This is a genomic window from Streptomyces sp. NBC_00597 (assembly GCF_041431095.1).
In the GTDB taxonomy this organism is placed as follows: Bacteria; Actinomycetota; Actinomycetes; order Streptomycetales; family Streptomycetaceae; genus Streptomyces.
Genome location: NZ_CP107757.1, coordinates 2,287,178 through 2,302,780, shown reverse-complemented (window position 1 = coordinate 2,302,780; position 15,603 = coordinate 2,287,178). Strand labels below are relative to the sequence as shown.

Annotated in this window: 19 protein-coding genes; 13 read left to right on the top strand and 6 right to left on the bottom strand. The window is 71.9% G+C overall.

Translation table 11 applies throughout. The features are described 5' to 3' along the window. Window positions 1-10: 10 nt before the first annotated feature. Genes OG974_RS10065 through OG974_RS10055 form a run of 3 tightly spaced genes read left to right on the top strand, consistent with a single transcriptional unit; the run spans window position 11 to window position 2,002 of the window. On the top strand, window positions 11-1,342 hold the full coding sequence (locus tag OG974_RS10065; protein WP_327282348.1) for an aminotransferase class I/II-fold pyridoxal phosphate-dependent enzyme: 1,332 nt from the start codon (window positions 11-13) through the stop codon (window positions 1,340-1,342). 10 nt (window positions 1,343-1,352) lie between these two features. Further along, window positions 1,353-1,565 carry a hypothetical protein gene (locus tag OG974_RS10060; protein WP_329312971.1) on the top strand — a complete coding sequence of 71 codons (213 nt, stop codon included), beginning with the start codon at window positions 1,353-1,355 and terminating at the stop codon, window positions 1,563-1,565. Further along, a complete protein-coding gene (locus OG974_RS10055; RefSeq protein WP_329312969.1) occupies window positions 1,565-2,002 on the top strand; it encodes a hypothetical protein in 438 nt (145 codons plus the stop codon). Before OG974_RS10060 ends, OG974_RS10055 begins: the two co-directional genes overlap by 1 nt. An 18-nt stretch (window positions 2,003-2,020) precedes the next feature. Here OG974_RS10055 and OG974_RS10050 read toward each other — a convergent pair whose 3' ends face one another. Then, the gene (locus OG974_RS10050) at window positions 2,021-2,953 is read right to left on the bottom strand and encodes a DMT family transporter (RefSeq protein WP_327282345.1); all 933 of its coding nucleotides are present in this window, start codon (window positions 2,951-2,953) and stop codon (window positions 2,021-2,023) included. A gap of 74 nt (window positions 2,954-3,027) precedes the next feature. Between OG974_RS10050 and OG974_RS10045 the strand changes: the two genes are divergently transcribed. Continuing rightward, complete coding sequence (locus tag OG974_RS10045) at window positions 3,028-3,930, top strand: LysR family transcriptional regulator (RefSeq protein ID WP_327282344.1); 903 nt, start codon at window positions 3,028-3,030, stop codon at window positions 3,928-3,930. A gap of 4 nt (window positions 3,931-3,934) precedes the next feature. Here OG974_RS10045 and OG974_RS10040 read toward each other — a convergent pair whose 3' ends face one another. Further along, on the bottom strand, window positions 3,935-4,393 hold the full coding sequence (locus OG974_RS10040; RefSeq protein WP_327282343.1) for a pyridoxamine 5'-phosphate oxidase family protein: 459 nt from the start codon (window positions 4,391-4,393) through the stop codon (window positions 3,935-3,937). Between the two features lie 76 nt (window positions 4,394-4,469). Between OG974_RS10040 and OG974_RS10035 the strand changes: the two genes are divergently transcribed. The 8 genes from OG974_RS10035 (at window position 4,470) to OG974_RS10000 (ending at window position 11,198) form a co-directional block, all read left to right on the top strand. Next, window positions 4,470-5,090 (top strand): isochorismatase family protein, encoded by a 621-nt coding sequence (locus OG974_RS10035; RefSeq protein ID WP_328762048.1) that lies wholly within the window; start codon window positions 4,470-4,472, stop codon window positions 5,088-5,090. Between the two features lie 18 nt (window positions 5,091-5,108). After that, window positions 5,109-5,948 (top strand): HipA family kinase, encoded by an 840-nt coding sequence (locus tag OG974_RS10030; protein ID WP_327282341.1) that lies wholly within the window; start codon window positions 5,109-5,111, stop codon window positions 5,946-5,948. Beyond that, complete coding sequence (locus OG974_RS10025; protein WP_327282340.1) at window positions 5,945-6,328, top strand: DUF3037 domain-containing protein; 384 nt, start codon at window positions 5,945-5,947, stop codon at window positions 6,326-6,328. The genes OG974_RS10030 and OG974_RS10025 overlap by 4 nt, the downstream gene beginning before the upstream one ends. Window positions 6,329-6,496: 168 nt before the next feature. After that, window positions 6,497-7,258 (top strand): 3-oxoacyl-ACP reductase FabG, encoded by a 762-nt coding sequence (gene fabG / locus OG974_RS10020; RefSeq protein WP_327282339.1) that lies wholly within the window; start codon window positions 6,497-6,499, stop codon window positions 7,256-7,258. Window positions 7,259-7,279: 21 nt separating this feature from the next. After that, window positions 7,280-8,050, top strand: a complete 771-nt coding sequence (locus OG974_RS10015) for an SDR family oxidoreductase (protein ID WP_327282338.1) — start codon at window positions 7,280-7,282, stop codon at window positions 8,048-8,050. A gap of 152 nt (window positions 8,051-8,202) precedes the next feature. After that, the gene (locus OG974_RS10010; RefSeq protein ID WP_327282337.1) at window positions 8,203-9,786 is read left to right on the top strand and encodes an ABC transporter substrate-binding protein; all 1,584 of its coding nucleotides are present in this window, start codon (window positions 8,203-8,205) and stop codon (window positions 9,784-9,786) included. Window positions 9,787-9,909: 123 nt separating this feature from the next. Continuing rightward, entirely contained in the window at window positions 9,910-10,578 is a 669-nt protein-coding gene (locus OG974_RS10005) for a uracil-DNA glycosylase (protein WP_327286029.1), read from the top strand. A 95-nt stretch (window positions 10,579-10,673) separates the two neighbouring features. Next, window positions 10,674-11,198 carry a hypothetical protein gene (locus OG974_RS10000; RefSeq protein WP_327286028.1) on the top strand — a complete coding sequence of 175 codons (525 nt, stop codon included), beginning with the start codon at window positions 10,674-10,676 and terminating at the stop codon, window positions 11,196-11,198. Window positions 11,199-11,248: 50 nt separating this feature from the next. Here OG974_RS10000 and OG974_RS09995 read toward each other — a convergent pair whose 3' ends face one another. Both OG974_RS09995 and OG974_RS09990 read right to left on the bottom strand, forming a co-directional pair. Beyond that, window positions 11,249-11,815, bottom strand: a complete 567-nt coding sequence (locus OG974_RS09995; RefSeq protein WP_327282336.1) for a hypothetical protein — start codon at window positions 11,813-11,815, stop codon at window positions 11,249-11,251. Between the two features lie 107 nt (window positions 11,816-11,922). Continuing rightward, on the bottom strand, window positions 11,923-12,447 hold the full coding sequence (locus OG974_RS09990; RefSeq protein WP_327282335.1) for a DinB family protein: 525 nt from the start codon (window positions 12,445-12,447) through the stop codon (window positions 11,923-11,925). Between the two features lie 82 nt (window positions 12,448-12,529). Between OG974_RS09990 and OG974_RS09985 the strand changes: the two genes are divergently transcribed. Then, window positions 12,530-13,435, top strand: coding sequence for a Gfo/Idh/MocA family oxidoreductase (locus tag OG974_RS09985; RefSeq protein WP_327282334.1), 906 nt, complete (start codon window positions 12,530-12,532; stop codon window positions 13,433-13,435). Here OG974_RS09985 and lnt read toward each other — a convergent pair. Beyond that, window positions 13,380-14,984, bottom strand: coding sequence for an apolipoprotein N-acyltransferase (lnt, locus tag OG974_RS09980; RefSeq protein WP_329312967.1), 1,605 nt, complete (start codon window positions 14,982-14,984; stop codon window positions 13,380-13,382). The two genes, OG974_RS09985 and lnt, sit on opposite strands and share 56 nt — an antisense overlap. Window positions 14,985-15,065: 81 nt before the next feature. After that, on the bottom strand, window positions 15,066-15,536 hold the full coding sequence (locus OG974_RS09975; protein ID WP_327282332.1) for a nuclear transport factor 2 family protein: 471 nt from the start codon (window positions 15,534-15,536) through the stop codon (window positions 15,066-15,068). Between the last annotated feature and the right edge of the window lie 67 nt (window positions 15,537-15,603).

Genomic DNA, 15,603 nt, shown 5'->3' with positions numbered 1-15,603 from the left:
ACTTGGCTTTGTGCTAGGAGAATACCGGATCACAGGGAGCCGCGCATCGGATATCGCGGCGAGTGTCGAGGCGGGCATCGGATCGGGCGCGCTCGTGCCCGGAGCGCTGCTGCCGCCGATGCGCGAGCTCGCGGGTGTGCTCGGGGTGAACCCGAACACCGTGGCCGCCGCGTACCGGACGCTGCGCGAGCGCGGGGTCATCGAGACCGACGGGCGGCGCGGCAGCCGGGTGCGCGGCCGACCCGCGAGCGCGCCGCGCGACGAACTGCGGATGGCGGTTCCGCCCGGCACCCGGGACGTCGCGTCCGGGAACCCGGACGTCCGGCTGCTTCCCGCCCTGGACGAGGCCCTGGCCCGGGCCGCGCGGCGGTACGCGCAGGCGCCGACGCTGTACGGGGACGATCCGGTGGTGCCGGAGCTGGAGCGGCTGGCCCGCGCCGACCTCGATGCCGACGGCGTTCCCGTCGGGCCGGTGGGGGTCACTTCGGGCGCGCTGGACGGGATCGAGCGGGTCCTGGGCGCGCACCTGCGACCGGGGGACGCGGTGGCCGTCGAGGACCCGGGGTGGGGGAGCGTGCTGGACCTCGCGGCGGCGCTGGGACTTCGGGTGGTGCCGGTGGTGGTGGACGACGACGGGCCGGTCGCCGCGGCGGTGGAACGGGTCCTCGCGGAGGGTGCGCGGGCCCTGCTGGTGACGTCGCGGGCGCAGAACCCGACCGGGGCGGCCGTGAGCGGTGACCGGGCGGCGGAGCTGCGCGCCGTCCTGGCCAGGTATCCGGAGGTTCTGGTGGTCGACGACGACCACGGGCACGGCATCGTCGACCTGCCGTTGCACTCGCTCGGCGGGGTGACCCGGCACTGGGCGCTGGTGCGGTCCGCGGCCAAGGCGTACGGGCCGGACCTGCGCCTGGCGGTGCTGACCGGCGACGCGGTGACCCTGGACCGGGTACGGGGGCGGCAGCGGCTGGGCCCGGGATGGGTGAGCCGGCTGCTCCAGTACGCGACGGTCGAACTGTGGACCTCCGGCGTGGTGGACCGGGCGGCGGTCGCCCGCTCCTACGGGGAGCGACGGGACGGCCTGGTCGCGGCCCTGCGGGAACGGGGGGTGGTGGCGCACGGCCGCACCGGGATGAACGTGTGGGTGCCGGTGGCCGATGAGACGGCCGCGGTGACGAGGCTCCTGGCCGCGGGCTGGGCGGTGGCCCCGGGCGGCTGGTTCCGGGTGGAGTCGGGGCCGGGCATCCGGATCACGGTGTCGGGACTGGCACTGGACGAACTGCCCTCCCTCGCCGCCGCGGTGACCGCCTCGACCCGCCCCACGACGAGCGCCCGCTTCGACTGACCGGCTCTGAATGGAGCAGGTCGCTGCCGACCCGGACGAACCGCAGGGGGAGATCTACCACGCCGCCGTGGTGACCTCGATAACCCCTGACGGAGACATCAAGCTGACCCAGCACACCGGCTCGTGGCAGAACGTGAGCCTGGACAGCCGGGAACGCATCGCCACCAGGAACCACGGCGAGCAGCGCATCCACATCGTCCGACCGCACCCGAATTGGTACTGATGGAAACCTCTCCCTCCACCGCCGAGCTCCACGACACCGTGCGCAAGCGCCACGTCACACCCGGCATGGCGATCACGGCACTGCTCGTGCCGGTCTTGGCCGCACTGGGAGTGGTCAGTTCCTACGGGGTTCAGTTCATCCACGGGGACTGGGTCGACCGGCAGCAGGCAGCCTGTCGGCACATGCCCTTCCCGAAGATGGAGCACGTCGCCGCGTGGTCGGGACCGGTGCTCGGTCTGTCGGCCGTGGTCGTCTGCCTGCTGCTGGCCCGGTGGATCCGGCGGCGCTGCGGGGTCCGGATCTGGGACACCTGGCCGGGGCTCCTGGCCTTCGTCGTCGCTCTGCTCAACGTCGTGGCGATCCTGCTGGAGCTGTTCGTGCTGTGGGCCGCGTACACGCCCGACGGTTCGGGGTCGGTCCTCGGCGACTGCGGGTAGGCGGCCGGGTCGCGCGCGCTAGCGGCGGCGGGTCTGGGTCAGGGCGGCTCCGGCCAGGACGATCGCCGCGCCCACCGGGGTGTTCCAGTGGAGCTGTTCGCCGAGGAGCGCGACGCCGGCCGTGGTGGCGATGACCGGGATGAAGTACGTGACCATCTGGGCCGTGGTCGGGCCGACCTCGGAAACCAGTCCGTACTGCATCTGCAGGGCCATCCCCGTACCGAGGGCGCCGAGCGCGATCACCGACAGGGTCGGCCAGAGCGGGAACGAGGTGGGGGCCGAGGTGAACGCGGCGCTGACCGCCAGTAGTTGCAGCGTGGAGAGCATCAGCTGCGCGCCGGTCAGCGCCACCGGCGAGCTCGGGACCGAGGCCAGCGTGCGCCGGACGTAGATCCAGCCGATCGGGTAGCAGAGCGAGGCGAGCAGGGCGAGCGCGGTGCCCTTCGCGTCGATGCCCGAGAAGCCCTGCCAGGCGCCGAGGACGGTCAGGACGCCGAGGAAGCCCAGGCCCAGGCCGGCGAAACGGCGCCGCGTCGGGCGGTCCTCGGACAGGGCCACCATCGACAGCGCCATGCCCCACAGCGGCGAGGTGGCGTTGCAGATCCCGGCCAGGCTCGACGGAATGCTGAGCTCGGCGTACGAGAACAGGGAGAAGGGGGCGGTGTTGAGCAGGAGCGCCGCCACGGCCAGGTGGGCCCAGGTGCGGCGGCCCCGGGGGAGCGGTTCGCGGCGGACCAGGAGCACGGTCAGCAGCGCGAGCGCCCCGAACAGCACCCGGCCGAGGGCGACCTGGAAGGGGGCGTACGCCTGCGTGCCCACCTTGATCAGCAGGAAGCTGAAGCCCCAGACCACCGAGAGGATCGCGAAGCGGATGCGCCAGTCCACCCGGGCGGTCCGGGTGGGGGCGGCCGGCGGGGAGAGAGTGGGGCGTGGGGTGGTGGGTGCGCTCATGAGGTGTACTCTGCTCCGCTCAACTACGTAGGACAAGCGAGATTTCTTCGCAGTGACGGCGTAGCATCGCTTACATGTTGAACCTGGAGCGCCTGCGCACCCTCGATGCCCTCGCCCGCCACGGCTCGGTCAGCGGTGCGGCCGACGGGCTCCACGTCACCACCTCCGCCGTCTCCCAGCAGATGGCCAAGCTGGAGCGGGAGGTCGGCCAGCCGCTGCTGGCCAAGAACGGCCGCGGGGTCCGGCTCACGGACGCCGGACGGCTGCTCGCCGACCACGCGGCCCGGATCATCTCCCAGGTGGAGCTCGCCCAGGCCGATGTGGAGGCCCGGCGCGGCTGCGCCGTCGGAGAGCTGCGGATCGGCGCCTTCCCGACCGCCATGCGCGGACTGCTGCCCCAGGCGCTGACCGCGCTGCGCGCAGAGCACCCCGAACTGCGGCCCCTGGTCCGGGAGCAGGAGCCCGAGGAGAGCATGGCCGCGGTCGTGCGCGGAGACCTGGACCTGGCCCTGGCCATCGACTGGCACAACAAGCGGATGCCGGTGCCGGCCGAGCTCACGCGGAAGCACCTGCTGGACGATTCCTGCGACATCGCCGTTCCGGTGGGCCACCGGCTGGCCGACCGCGACCGGATCACCCTCGCCGAGTTCGCCGACGACGACTGGATCTCCTGGAACGAGGGCCAGTTCTGCCACGAGTGGCTGGTGTACACCCTGCGCGGAACCGGTATCGAGCCGCGCATCGCGCACATCGCCGAGGAGCACCACACCCAGCTGGCCTTCGTGGAGGCCGGACTCGGGGTGTGCGTGGCCCCCCGGCTCGGGCGCGGCCCGGTGCCGCCGGGGGTCAGGCTGCTGCCCGTGAGCGATTCCGTCCGCCGTCACGTGTACGTGGTCTGGCGGGCGGACGCCGACCGGCGGCCCTCGATCAGGGCCGCCGTCGAGGCCCTGCGCCAGGCGGCCGCCGAGGTGCTCTAGCCGCTCACAGTTTGCGGAAGTCCCAGGAGACGACCGACTCCGGGGTGAGGCGGATCCACGCGTGGCGGCCGTCGTGCGGCATCTCCTCGATGCCGAAGTTCTTGGCCGGAAACAGTCGTTCCACCTCGGCCAGCTCCGGACAGGGCTCGCCCGTGCGCGGGGCCTCGCCCACGAAGACGGCGCTGCCGGAGAGTTCGACCCCCCGCAGTTCGTCGTACGCCTCGCCCGCGTCCACGACCACCGAGATCCGCGGGTCCCCCCGCAGCTCCGACCAGCGGCGGCTGCGCGTGATCGAGTACAGCCACAGCGAGGTGCCGTCCCAGGCGAACCACAGGGCGCCCACGTGCGGGCGGCCGTCCGGGGAGACGGTCGCCACCCGGCAGGTGCGCTGCTCGCGCAGGAAGACGTCCACTTCCGCGTCGGTCATCATGATGCGGCGGCCCCGCCGCTGTGATCCGTCCATCCGTCCCGCACCCCTTCACATCTGACTGACTGTCAGGAATCATGCGGGATCGACGGTCGTCACGCCAGGGGGAGTCATGCCACAACCGGAACTCGATCCCGCCACCACCGCGTTGCTCACCGTCGAGTGCCAGAACGGCGTCGTCGGCGAGGAGAGCGCGCTTCCCGAACTCGCTAAGGAAGCCCGGGACTCGGGGATGCTGGGGCGGGTGGCCGCACTGGTCGACGCCGCGCACGCAGCCGGCGTACAGGTGCTGCACGCGATAGCCGAGCAGCGGCCGGACGGGCTGGCGGCCAACGCCAACGCACGACTCTTCCGGGCCGCCGGGAAGCTGCCCGTACGACAGTTGTCCGGGAGTCGGGCGGTGGAAGTGGCGGCCCCCATCGAGGTGGCCGAAAATGACCTGGTCGTCCGCCGGCTGCACGGCCTCTCGCCGATCGCCGGCACCGACGTCGACGCCCTCCTGCGCAACCTCGGCGTCCGCACGCTCGTGGTCGCCGGAGTGTCCTCGAACATCGCGATCCCGAACGCCGTCTTCGACGCAGTGAACCTCGGCTACCGGGTCGTCGTGCCGTCCGACGCCATCGCGGGGGTGCCCGCCGCCTACACCGCCGAGGTGATCCGCAACTCCCTTGCCCTCGTCGCGACCGTCACCACGGCCGAAGCCCTCCTCGCACAGTGGGCTCCCGCGCGCTGACCCCCGTAACCTGGGCGGATGCTGTCCGAAGTGATCGCGACCCGCTACGTCACGCCCTTGCGTGAGGGCGGCTCGCTCCCGGGGATCGTCGAGGCCGACGACCTCGGTACCTACGTCATGAAATTCACCGGAGCCGGCCAGGGGCGCAAGACCCTGGTCGCCGAAGTCGTCTGCGGGCGCCTGGCGCAGCGCCTCGGCCTGCGGGTCCCGCGGCTGGTGCAGATGCAGCTCGACCCCGTGATCGGGCTCGGCGAGCCCGACCAGGAGGTCCAGGAACTGCTGAAGGCCAGCGGCGGACTCAACCTCGGAATGGACTACCTCCCCGGGTCGATCGGCTTCGACCCGCTCGCGTACCGGGTGGACCCGGCCGAGGCGGGGCGCGTGGTCTGGTTCGACGCGCTGATCAACAACGTCGACCGGTCCTGGCGCAACCCGAACATGCTGGTCTGGCACGGCGACCTCTGGCTCATCGACCACGGCGCCACCATGATCTGGCACCACAACTGGCCCACCGCCGAGAGCGCAGCGGCCAAGCCGTACAACGCCTCCGACCACGTCCTGGCCCCGGTCGGCCCGGACGTCGCCGCGGCCGCCGCCGCGCTCGCGCCCCTAGTGACGCGGGAGCTGCTCGAAGAGGTCGTCGCCGACGTGCCCGACGAGTGGCTGGTCGACGAGCCCGGCTTCGATTCCACCGACGGGGTGCGCCGCGCCTACGTGGAGGTGCTGCTGCCGCGCGCGGCCACGATCCACGAGAGGATCTCGATGGAAGCGGAGGTGAAGCCCCGGTCGGGTCCCCCCGGCTGGCTCGCCGACCGCCTCGACCCCCGCCCCCGGAAGAACAAGAGCGACAGCGAGTGACCAAGCGGGACGTGTTCGAGTACGCGCTGGTGCGCGTGGTGCCCCGGATGGAGCGCGGCGAGTGCTTCAACGCCGGTGTGATCGTCTACTGCCGGGCGCGCTCGTACGTGGCCGCGCGCACCCACTTGGACGAGGCCAAGCTCCTCGCCCTGGACCCCGGGGCCGACGTGGCCGGTGTGCGCGCCGCCCTGCACGGCGTGCAGGGCGTGTGCACCGGCGGCGAGTCGGCCGGCCAGGCGGCCGGTGACGACGCGGGACGCCGGTTCCGCTGGCTGATCGCCCCGCGCAGCACGGTGGTGCAGCCCGGGCCGGTGCACACGGGCCTGACGGCCGACCCGGAGGCCGAGGTGGAAAGGTTGCTCGACCTGCTGGTCCGCTGATTCGTACGAAGATCCTTACGGTGGCCGCCACGACCTGGAGAGCCCTGGGGCCCGGTGCCGTTGACACCGGGTGCCAGGGCTCCTAGCGTCTCCTCAGCTGAAGCTACTAAGCGGTTGCTCACCAATGAGGAGCCGCTGTCGAGGATTCCGAGGGCGAGGAGATCCACCATGTCCACCACCGAGCAGCGCGTCGCGATCGTGACCGGGGCGGCCCGGGGCATCGGCGCGGCCACCGCCGTACGCCTGGCCGCCGAGGGCCGCGCGGTCGCCGTACTCGATCTGGACGAGGCGGCCTGCAAGGACACCGTCGAGGCGATCACGGCGGCCGGCGGGAAGGCCCTGGCGGTCGGCTGCGACGTCTCCGACGCGGCGCAGGTGGAGGCGGCCGTCGAGCGCGTCGCGAGCGTCCTGGGCGCCCCGACCATCCTGGTCAACAACGCGGGCGTGCTCCGCGACAACCTGCTCTTCAAGATGAGCGAGAACGACTGGGACACCGTCATGAACGTCCACCTGCGCGGTGCGTTCCTGATGTCGAAGGCCTGTCAGAAGCACATGGTGGAGGCCAAGTTCGGCCGCATCGTCAACCTTTCCAGCAGTTCGGCACTGGGCAACCGCGGGCAGGTCAACTACTCCGCCGCCAAGGCCGGCCTGCAGGGCTTCACCAAGACCCTGGCCATCGAGCTCGGCAAGTTCGGCGTCACCGCCAACGCCGTCGCCCCCGGCTTCATCGTCACGGAGATGACCGCGCAGACGGCCGCGCGCGTGGGGATGGGCTTCGAGGACTTCCAGGCCGCCGCGGCCACCCAGATCCCCGTCCAGCGCGTCGGCCGTCCGGACGACATCGCCAACGCGATCGCCTTCTTCACGGGCGAGGCCGCCGGCTTCGTCTCCGGCCAGGTCATGTACGTGGCCGGCGGCCCGCTCAACTGACGAGAGGCAGGGTGCAGGCTCATGACCGACAACAGCACGAACACGGTGGACAGCGGTAAGGTCGCGCTGATCACCGGAGCCAGCCGGGGCATCGGCTACGGCATCGCGCAGGCGCTCGTCGCCCGCGGCGACCGGGTGTGCATCACCGGACGCAACGAGGACGCCCTCAAGGAGGCCGTCGAGGCGCTCGGCGCCGACCGGGTGATCGGAGTCGCCGGCAAGGCGCACGACGAGGCCCACCAGGCCGTCGCGGTCGAGCGGACGATGGAGGCCTTCGGCCGGGTCGACTTCCTGATCAACAACGCGGGAACCAATCCGGTCTTCGGCCCCATCGCGGACCTGGACCTCGGTGTCGCGCGCAAGGTCTTCGAGACCAACGTGATCTCGGCGCTCGGGTTCGCCCAGCGGACCTGGCACGCCTGGCAGAAGGAGAACGGCGGCGCGATCGTGAACATCGCGTCCATCGCCGGCGTCTCCGCCTCGCCCTTCATCGGCGCGTACGGGATGAGCAAGGCGGCCATGGTCAACCTCACCCTCCAGCTCGCCCACGAGATGGCGCCCGGGGTCCGGGTCAACGCGATCGCCCCCGCGGTGGTCAAGACGAAGTTCGCGCAGGCCCTCTACGAGAACCGGGAGCAGGAGGCCGCGGCCGCCTATCCGCTCGGCCGGCTGGGGCTCCCGGAGGACATCGGCGGGGCGGCGGCCTTTCTTACATCTGCACAAGCGGAATGGATCACGGGCCAAACTCTGGTCGTGGACGGAGGAATGTTCCTCAATGCCGGAGTGCACTGATCGATAATCGGACGCATTTGCCTCCTGAGGGGAGGCAAATGCGTACCTAATATGCACGAAATCGGTCAAGTGTCACATGAAACCTGCCCATTGGATTTGTGAGGCACTGCGGTAGGGTCTGCCGCACCCCTGGCTGATCGAGGAGCGTGCACGTGTTCATCCGGACCAGATGCCTGCAGATCACTGCGGCCCTTGCGTCCATATCCCTGCTCGCCGGATGCGGCCTGCTTTCGGACGACAGCAGTGAGGCCGCGAAGAGAATCGTCGTCGGCACGACGAGCGCCCCGAGCACCCTCGATCCCGCCGCGGCCTGGGACGGCTCCTGGGAGCTGTACCGGAACGTCTACCAGACCCTGCTGGCGTTCCCCACGGGCTCCACCAAGCCCCAGCCCGACGCCGCCCAGAACTGCGAGTTCACCGACTCGGCGAACGAGTCGTACCGGTGCACCCTGAAGAAGGGCCTGAAGTTCTCCGACGGGGAGCCGCTCGACTCCAAGGCCGTCAAGCACTCGCTCGACCGGATCAAGACGATCAACTCCCAGACCGGTCCGCAGGGCCTCTTCGCCAGCCTGGACAAGATCGAGACCCCTGACGCGCTGACCGTCGTGTTCCACCTGAACACCCCGGACGCCACGTTCCCCTTCGTGCTCGGCTCGCCGGCCGCCTCGCTGGTCGCGCCCAAGGACTACCCGGCCGACAAGGTCCGCGAGGACGGCAAGGTCACCGGCTCCGGCCCGTTCGTGCTCGACTCCTACAAGGAGGGCAGCGAGGCCGTCCTCGGCAAGAACGGGACCTACAACGGCTTCGCGAACCGGCGCAACGACGGTGTGACCATCCGCTACTTCACGGACTCCACCAAGATGATCGCCGCGCTCAAGGGCAAGGAGATCGACGCCACCTACCGCGGTCTGTCGGCTCCGGAGATCAAGGACCTGCAGACCCCCGCCTCGCACTCGGCGGGCGTCCAGGTCGTCGAGAACGTCGGCGCGGAGATCCGCTACCTGGTCTTCAACCCCAAGGACCCGCAGGTCGCCAAGCTCGCGGTGCGCCAGGCCATCGCCCAGGTCGTCGACCGCGGCGCGATCGTCTCCAAGGTCTACCAGGGCACCGCCGAACCGCTGTACTCCATGGTCCCCAAGGGCGTGGTGGGTCACAAGACGCCGTTCTACGACAAGTACGGCCAGGCCAACGTCGACAAGGCCAAGAAGATCCTCCGGGACGCCGGGATCACCCAGCCGGTCGAGCTGACCTTCTGGTACACCACCGACCGCTACGGCGCCTCCACCGCCGACGAGTTCACCGAGCTCAAGCGCCAGCTCGACGAGAGCCAGCTCTTCAAGATCACCCTGCGCGGCCAGCCCTGGAAGGTCTTCCAGGTCGGCTACAAGAACGGCGAGTACCCGGTCTTCGGCCGCGGTTGGTTCCCCGACTTCCCGGACCCGGACAACTTCATCGCGCCGTTCGTCGGCAAGGAGAACGCGGTCGGCACCCCGTACGAGCCCACCCAGATCCTCACGGACCTGCTGCCCAAGTCCCGCCGCGAGAGCGACCGCTCGGCCGGCGTCCGCGAGTTCGAGCAGGCCCAGCAGATCTTCGCCGAAGACGTCCGGCTGCTGCCGCTGTGGCAGGGCAAGCTCTACGTCGCCGCCCGTGAGGACATCGCCGGCGCCGAGCGGGCGCTGGACCCGCAGACCGTCTTCCAGATGTGGGAGCTGCAGCGCAAGACCAGCTGGTGACCCCTGCCGCGGGCGCCCGGAGGGCGCCCGCGGTGAGGCGTTGTCAGTGGCCCCCGGTAGGTTCTGAGCTGTTGCACCAAGCAGTTGCACGAACTTGTACCGGAGGTTGTAGACGTGACCCAGATGCTGCCCGAGTCCTGGCTCCCCGTCCTCGGCGACGAGCTGGACCAGCCCTACTTCAAAGAGCTCATCGAGTTCGTCGAGAAGGAGCGGGCGAACGGGCCGGTCTACCCGCCCCGAGAGCAGGTCTTCGCAGCCCTGGAGGCCACTCCCTTCGACCGGGTGAAGGTCCTGGTCCTCGGCCAGGACCCCTACCACGGCGCCGGCCAGGGCCACGGCCTGTGCTTCTCCGTGCAGCCCGGGGTCAAGACCCCGCCCTCGCTGCGCAACATCTACAAGGAGATGCAGGCTGAGCTGGGCACGCCCGTCCCGGACAACGGGTACCTGATGCCGTGGGCCGAGCAGGGCGTCCTGCTGCTCAACGCGGTCCTCACCGTCCGCGAGGCCGAGCCCAACTCGCACAAGGGCAAGGGCTGGGAGAAGTTCACCGACGCGGTGATCCGCGCCGTCGCGGACCGCCCCGACCCGGCCGTCTTCGTTCTGTGGGGCGCCTACGCCCAGAAGAAGCTCCCGCTGATCGACGAGGAGCGGCACGTGGTCGTCAAGGGCGCCCACCCCTCCCCGCTGTCGGCCAAGAAGTTCTTCGGCTCCCGGCCCTTCACGCAGATCAACGAGGCCGTCGCGGCCCAGGGCCATGCGCCGATCGACTGGCGGATCCCGGACCTGGGCTGACGCCCCACCGCGCCTCGGCGCCATTGCCGGTGCGTCCGGTTAGCGTCGTGATGACCAGACCGGAGTAGGTCTGGCAGAGCGAGCCGGAGGCCGCCGTGGCGGAGCAGCAGGAGGCGTCGGAGGACGCCGTCATGACCAGGATCGGCCAGGCCGTCATCCTGCTGCACGCCGGTGACCGCGAGGAGGCCCGCAACCGCCTCGGCGAGATCTGGTCCGATATCGGCGAGGACGGCGACTCCCTCCACCGCTGCACGCTCGCGCACTACATGGCCGACGCGCAGGACGACCCCGCCGACGAACTCGCCTGGGACCTGCGGGCCCTGACCGCCGCCGACGGGCTCGGGCACGGGCTGCGGGACGGGCTGCCCGCGCAGCACGAACCCCACCCGGCCGTGCGCGTGTTCTACCCGTCGCTGCACCTCAACCTGGCCGCGGACTACGTGAAGCTCCAGCGGACCGACGCGGCGCGGCTGCACCTGGCCCGGGCCCGGGCCGCCACCGGTGCCCTGTCCGACGACGGGTACGGGAACGGCGTACGGGCCGCCATCGCCCGGTTGGAGCGCCGCCTCGCGGCGGAACCCGGCGGGGGGCCCCGACCGTTCCCGGAGCAGCACCCCTAGGCCCGGCCGGACCGGTCGCCCGGCTGTTCGCCGGTGGGCGCCCTCGGCGCTCAGCCGCCCTGGACGCCCCCGCAGATGCGGGCCTCCGGGCTGTCCGGGTGCCAGCGGCCGTGCCGGCGGCCCAGGGCGCACACGTCGGAGGGCCGGACGGGGAGCTCCTTCATCAGCTCGCGCGGCACCTCCGCTTCCGGCCCCGAGGGGTTCCGGTGGCCGTCCTTGCCCGCTGAGGCGCGTCTCGCGGGCCGGCGCGGCTCCGGGATGTCGGGCACCGGCGGGACGGCCCGTGAGGGCCCTGCGGCCAGCGGGTCCGCCGCACCGCCCGCGGGGATCGCCGGCACCGCCGCGCCGCCCGGAGCGGACTGCCGGCCGCCGGCGGGGGCCGCCGGCTGCGCGGACCGGCCCGGCACCGCCTTCAGCGCCTCCAGGGCGGGCGCCTGGACCTCCACCGGCGCAGCCGCCGGCCCGCCGCGCGGCACGTGCCGGGGCAGCGCCGCAGCGGTGCCGGGGGCGCGCGCCGGCTGCATCGGGGCGGGGGTCACATGCACGCAGCCGGAGACGGCCGAGACGGCACAGGCGACTCCGAGCAGCAGTTTCGTCGTGGTTCGGGTTGGATGCACTCGCGCAACTCTGCTGTGCGAGGACCCCGTTGCGAAAACCCGGAGCCGATATTGACCCCGCACGGGTGACGGGCATCCGCCGGACACCCGCGCACGCCGTCGCGGCGTCACTCGCCCGTGGCGCCGTCTATGTGCTCGCGCAGCAGGTCCGCGTGCCCGTTGTGGCGCGCGTACTCCTCGATCATGTGCGTGTAGACCCAGCGCAGGCTGAACGTCTCGCCGCGGCGGTGGCTCGCGGGATCCGAGAGCAAGTCCAGCGAGCGGCCCGCCGAGGCCCGCTGCGCCAGCTCGACCTCGGTCCGCCAGGTCTGTTCGGCCTCGGCCCAGGTGTCCCCCGGACCGATGCGGAAGTCTCCGTCCGGGTCCTCCCGCGTGGAGTACAGCTCGGGAAGGTCCTCGCCGAGCATGATCTCCCGGAACCAGTACCGCTCCACCTCCGCCATGTGCCGTACGAGGCCCATGAGGCTCAGTTCGGAGGGGGCGAGGGCGGTGCGGCCGAGCTCTTCGTCCCCGAGCCCCTCGCACTTCCAGGCGAGGGTGGCGCGGTGGTAGTCGAGCCAGCCGTCCAGCATCTCCCGCTCGTTCGCGGTGGTGGAGGGCTCGGTGCGGTGGGATCCGTTGGTGGTGGTCATGCCGACATCCTCGGCGAACCCGGCCCCCGCCACCAGGGATTAAGCTGCGGAGGTCCCGCAAGGATCAACCTGGAGGTTCCCGGTGAAGGTCGGCCTCATCGGACTCGGCGACATCGCCCAGAAGGCGTACCTGCCCGTCCTCACCGCCCGTCCGGGCGTGGAACTGCACCTGCAGACCCGTACCCCGGCCACGCTGGAGCGGATCGGGGAGGTCCACCACATCCCGGCGGCACGCCGCCACACCGGCCTCGACGGACTGCTGGCCGAGGGCCTCGACGCGGCATTCGTCCACGCCCCCACCGCCGTTCACCCCGAGATCGTGACCCGGCTGCTCGAAGCGGGCGTTCCGACGTACGTGGACAAGCCGCTCGCCTACGCGCTCGAAGATTCGCGGCGGCTGGTGGAACTGGCCGAGGAGCGCGGGGTATCGCTCGCCGTCGGCTTCAACCGCCGCCACGCACCCGGCTACACGCAGTGCGCCGAGCACCCGCGCGACCTGATCGTCATGCAGAAGAACCGGGTCGGGCTGCCGGAAGACCCGCGGACCCTCGTCCTCGACGACTTCATCCACGTCGTCGACACCCTGCGCTTCCTGCTCCCCGGCGAAGCCGACCACATCGACGTCCGGGCGCAGCTGCGCGACGGGCTGATGTACCAGGTCGTGCTGCAGATGTCGGGCGCCGGCTTCACCGCGCTCGGCATCATGAACCGGCTGTCCGGATCCACCGAGGAGATCCTGGAGGTCTCCGGCCAGGACACCAAGCGGCAGGTCGTCAACCTCGCCGAGATCATCGACCACCGGGGCCAGCCCACCGTGCGGCGCCGTGGCGACTGGGTCTCGGTCGCCCGCCAGCGCGGCATCGAGCAGGTCGTGGACGCCTTCCTGGAGTCCGTCGCGGTGGGCAGGACGCTCAGCGCCCGCGATGCGCTGCTCACCCACGAGCTGTGCGAGCGGGTGGTGGCGTCGGCTCTGGAGCAGGCTTCCTGAGGCCGAGCGACCGGGAGCCCTCGATCGTGCAGTACGCCGCCAGCAGCGCGAGGCAGGCCCCCACGGGCCAGTCGCCGAAGCGGGCGTAGTACGTGGTGCCGCGGGCGAGCGGGACCTCGTACACGTGCGCCGCGCGCGCCGAGGTGGGCAGCGCCGGGCCGATCCGCTCGCCGGACGGGCCGTGCACCTCGCTGATCCCGGTGAGGGTGGCGTGCACCACGGGGCGGCCGTCCTCCGCGGCGCGCAGGGCGGCGAGCGAGGCGTGCTGCGCCGGGGCCCAGCTGTGCTGGAAGCTGGAGGTGGCCGACTGGGCGATCAGCAGGGCGGCCCCGTCGCGGGTCAGGCGGCGGCTCATGTCGGGGAAAGCCGACTCGAAGCAGACCAGCGGGCCGATCCGCACCCCGGGCCGCCCCGGCAGGTTCATCAGGACCGGGCTCGTGCCGCGCCTGCGGTCCTCGCCGGCGGCCTTGCCGACCGAGGTGGCCCAGCCGAGCAGCGACCGGGCCGGTACGTACTCGCCGAAGGGGACCAGGCGCATTTTGTCGTACCGGTCGCCGGTCGGCCCGCGGGGCCCGACGAGCACGGAGCTCTTGTAGATGCCGTCCTCGGGCAGCGCCCCGGACACCACGACCGGCAGGACGGCGGGCGCCACGGCCGGAGCCGCAGGCCGCCGGGCGTCGACGTTGACCAGCAGCGGAGCCCCGACCTCGGCGGACAGCGCGGCCAACCGCCCGGACAGGTCCGGGCGCGCCGCCAGGTCCGCCCCGACGCTGCTCTCGCCCCAGACCACCAGGTCCACCCGCTGCCCGGCCAGCGTCCGGGTCAGCCGCTCCCCGGCGGCGAACCGCAGGTCCGTGCTGTTCGGGCCGTCCGCCACCGGTCCCGGCTGTACGACGGCAACGCGGAGTGCGCCCGACACTTCGGGCCGCGGTACCCACAGCCATACCGCCCCCGTCAGCACCACGCACCCCGTCACCCCGGCGACCGCCGGAACCCGGGCCCCGGGAACCGCGATCAGCAGCACCAGTCCGCAGTTCACCGCCACCACCAGCAGGCTCACCAGCCACACCCCGCCCACCGAGGCGAGCCGCAGGGCGGGCGGCACCTGCCACTGGCTCGCCCCCAGCAACCCCCACGGCCCGCCCAGCCCCTGCCAGGACCGGGCCAGCTCCGACAGGAGCCAGCCCGCCGGTACGAGGACCATCGCGGCCGCAGCCCGACCGGGCTCCGGTGCCCCGCTGAGGAACTCCCGCACCAGCAGGGCCCAGGGGATCCAGAGCAGCCCCAGTAGGGCCGCCAGGGGCAGCAGGAACACGTGCAGGCTGGGCAGCAGCCAGTGGTGGACGGCGAAGATGAACCCGGCGCCGCCCAGCCAGCCCTCCAGGGCCGCCCGCCGCCCCGTCGGCGCCGACCTCAGCAGCAGCATCCAGGGCACGAGGGCCACGTAGGCGAACCACCAGAGCGCGGGGGCCGGGAAGGCGAGGCACGGCAGCGCCCCGGCGGCGGCCGCGGCCACCGCACGCCCGTACCGGGTCCGTCCAGTGACCATGGCGCGCCTCCGCTTCCAGTGTGGGACAGGGCCGTCAGCACGGCCCGTGCAAGGCCCCCCGGAGAGGGTCTGGACGAAGGGCTAGACGGACGCGTGCCGCCATTTCTCGTGGACGGTGACGCGGGTGAGCCGCCAGCCGTCGCGGGCGGTGCGGGCGAGCTCGAAGGTGTAGCGGCCGGCGGCCACGAAGTTCGGTGCGGTCACGGTCCCGTCGAACTCCTCGCCGGCCAGCCGCATCGGATTGAGGAAGTCCGCCCGCACCTCGGCCTGGTCGCCGGGCGAGCCGCCCCGGTCCTCCAGCCGGATCAGCCGGTTGACGATGAGGTGCTGTCGCACCGGGAACAGTTGCATGGTCTGCGCGAGCCAGTCCGCAACCTCGGCGGCCGGGCCCTCGATCCCGCCCGCCGAGCTGTAGTCGGCCCGTCCGGCAGGAGCGAACAGCGCGCGGTACGCCGCCCAGTCGCCGTCGTCCACGGCCACCGCGTACCCCGTGACCACCTCGTCGATCGCCATCCGGTCCATGACCGTGGCGAGGTCCACACGCTGCGTCATCGGGTCAGTGTGGGGGTGCGGGGCGGCGACGCCAAGGGGCGTGCGCACTCCGGATCCCCGCGCGGTG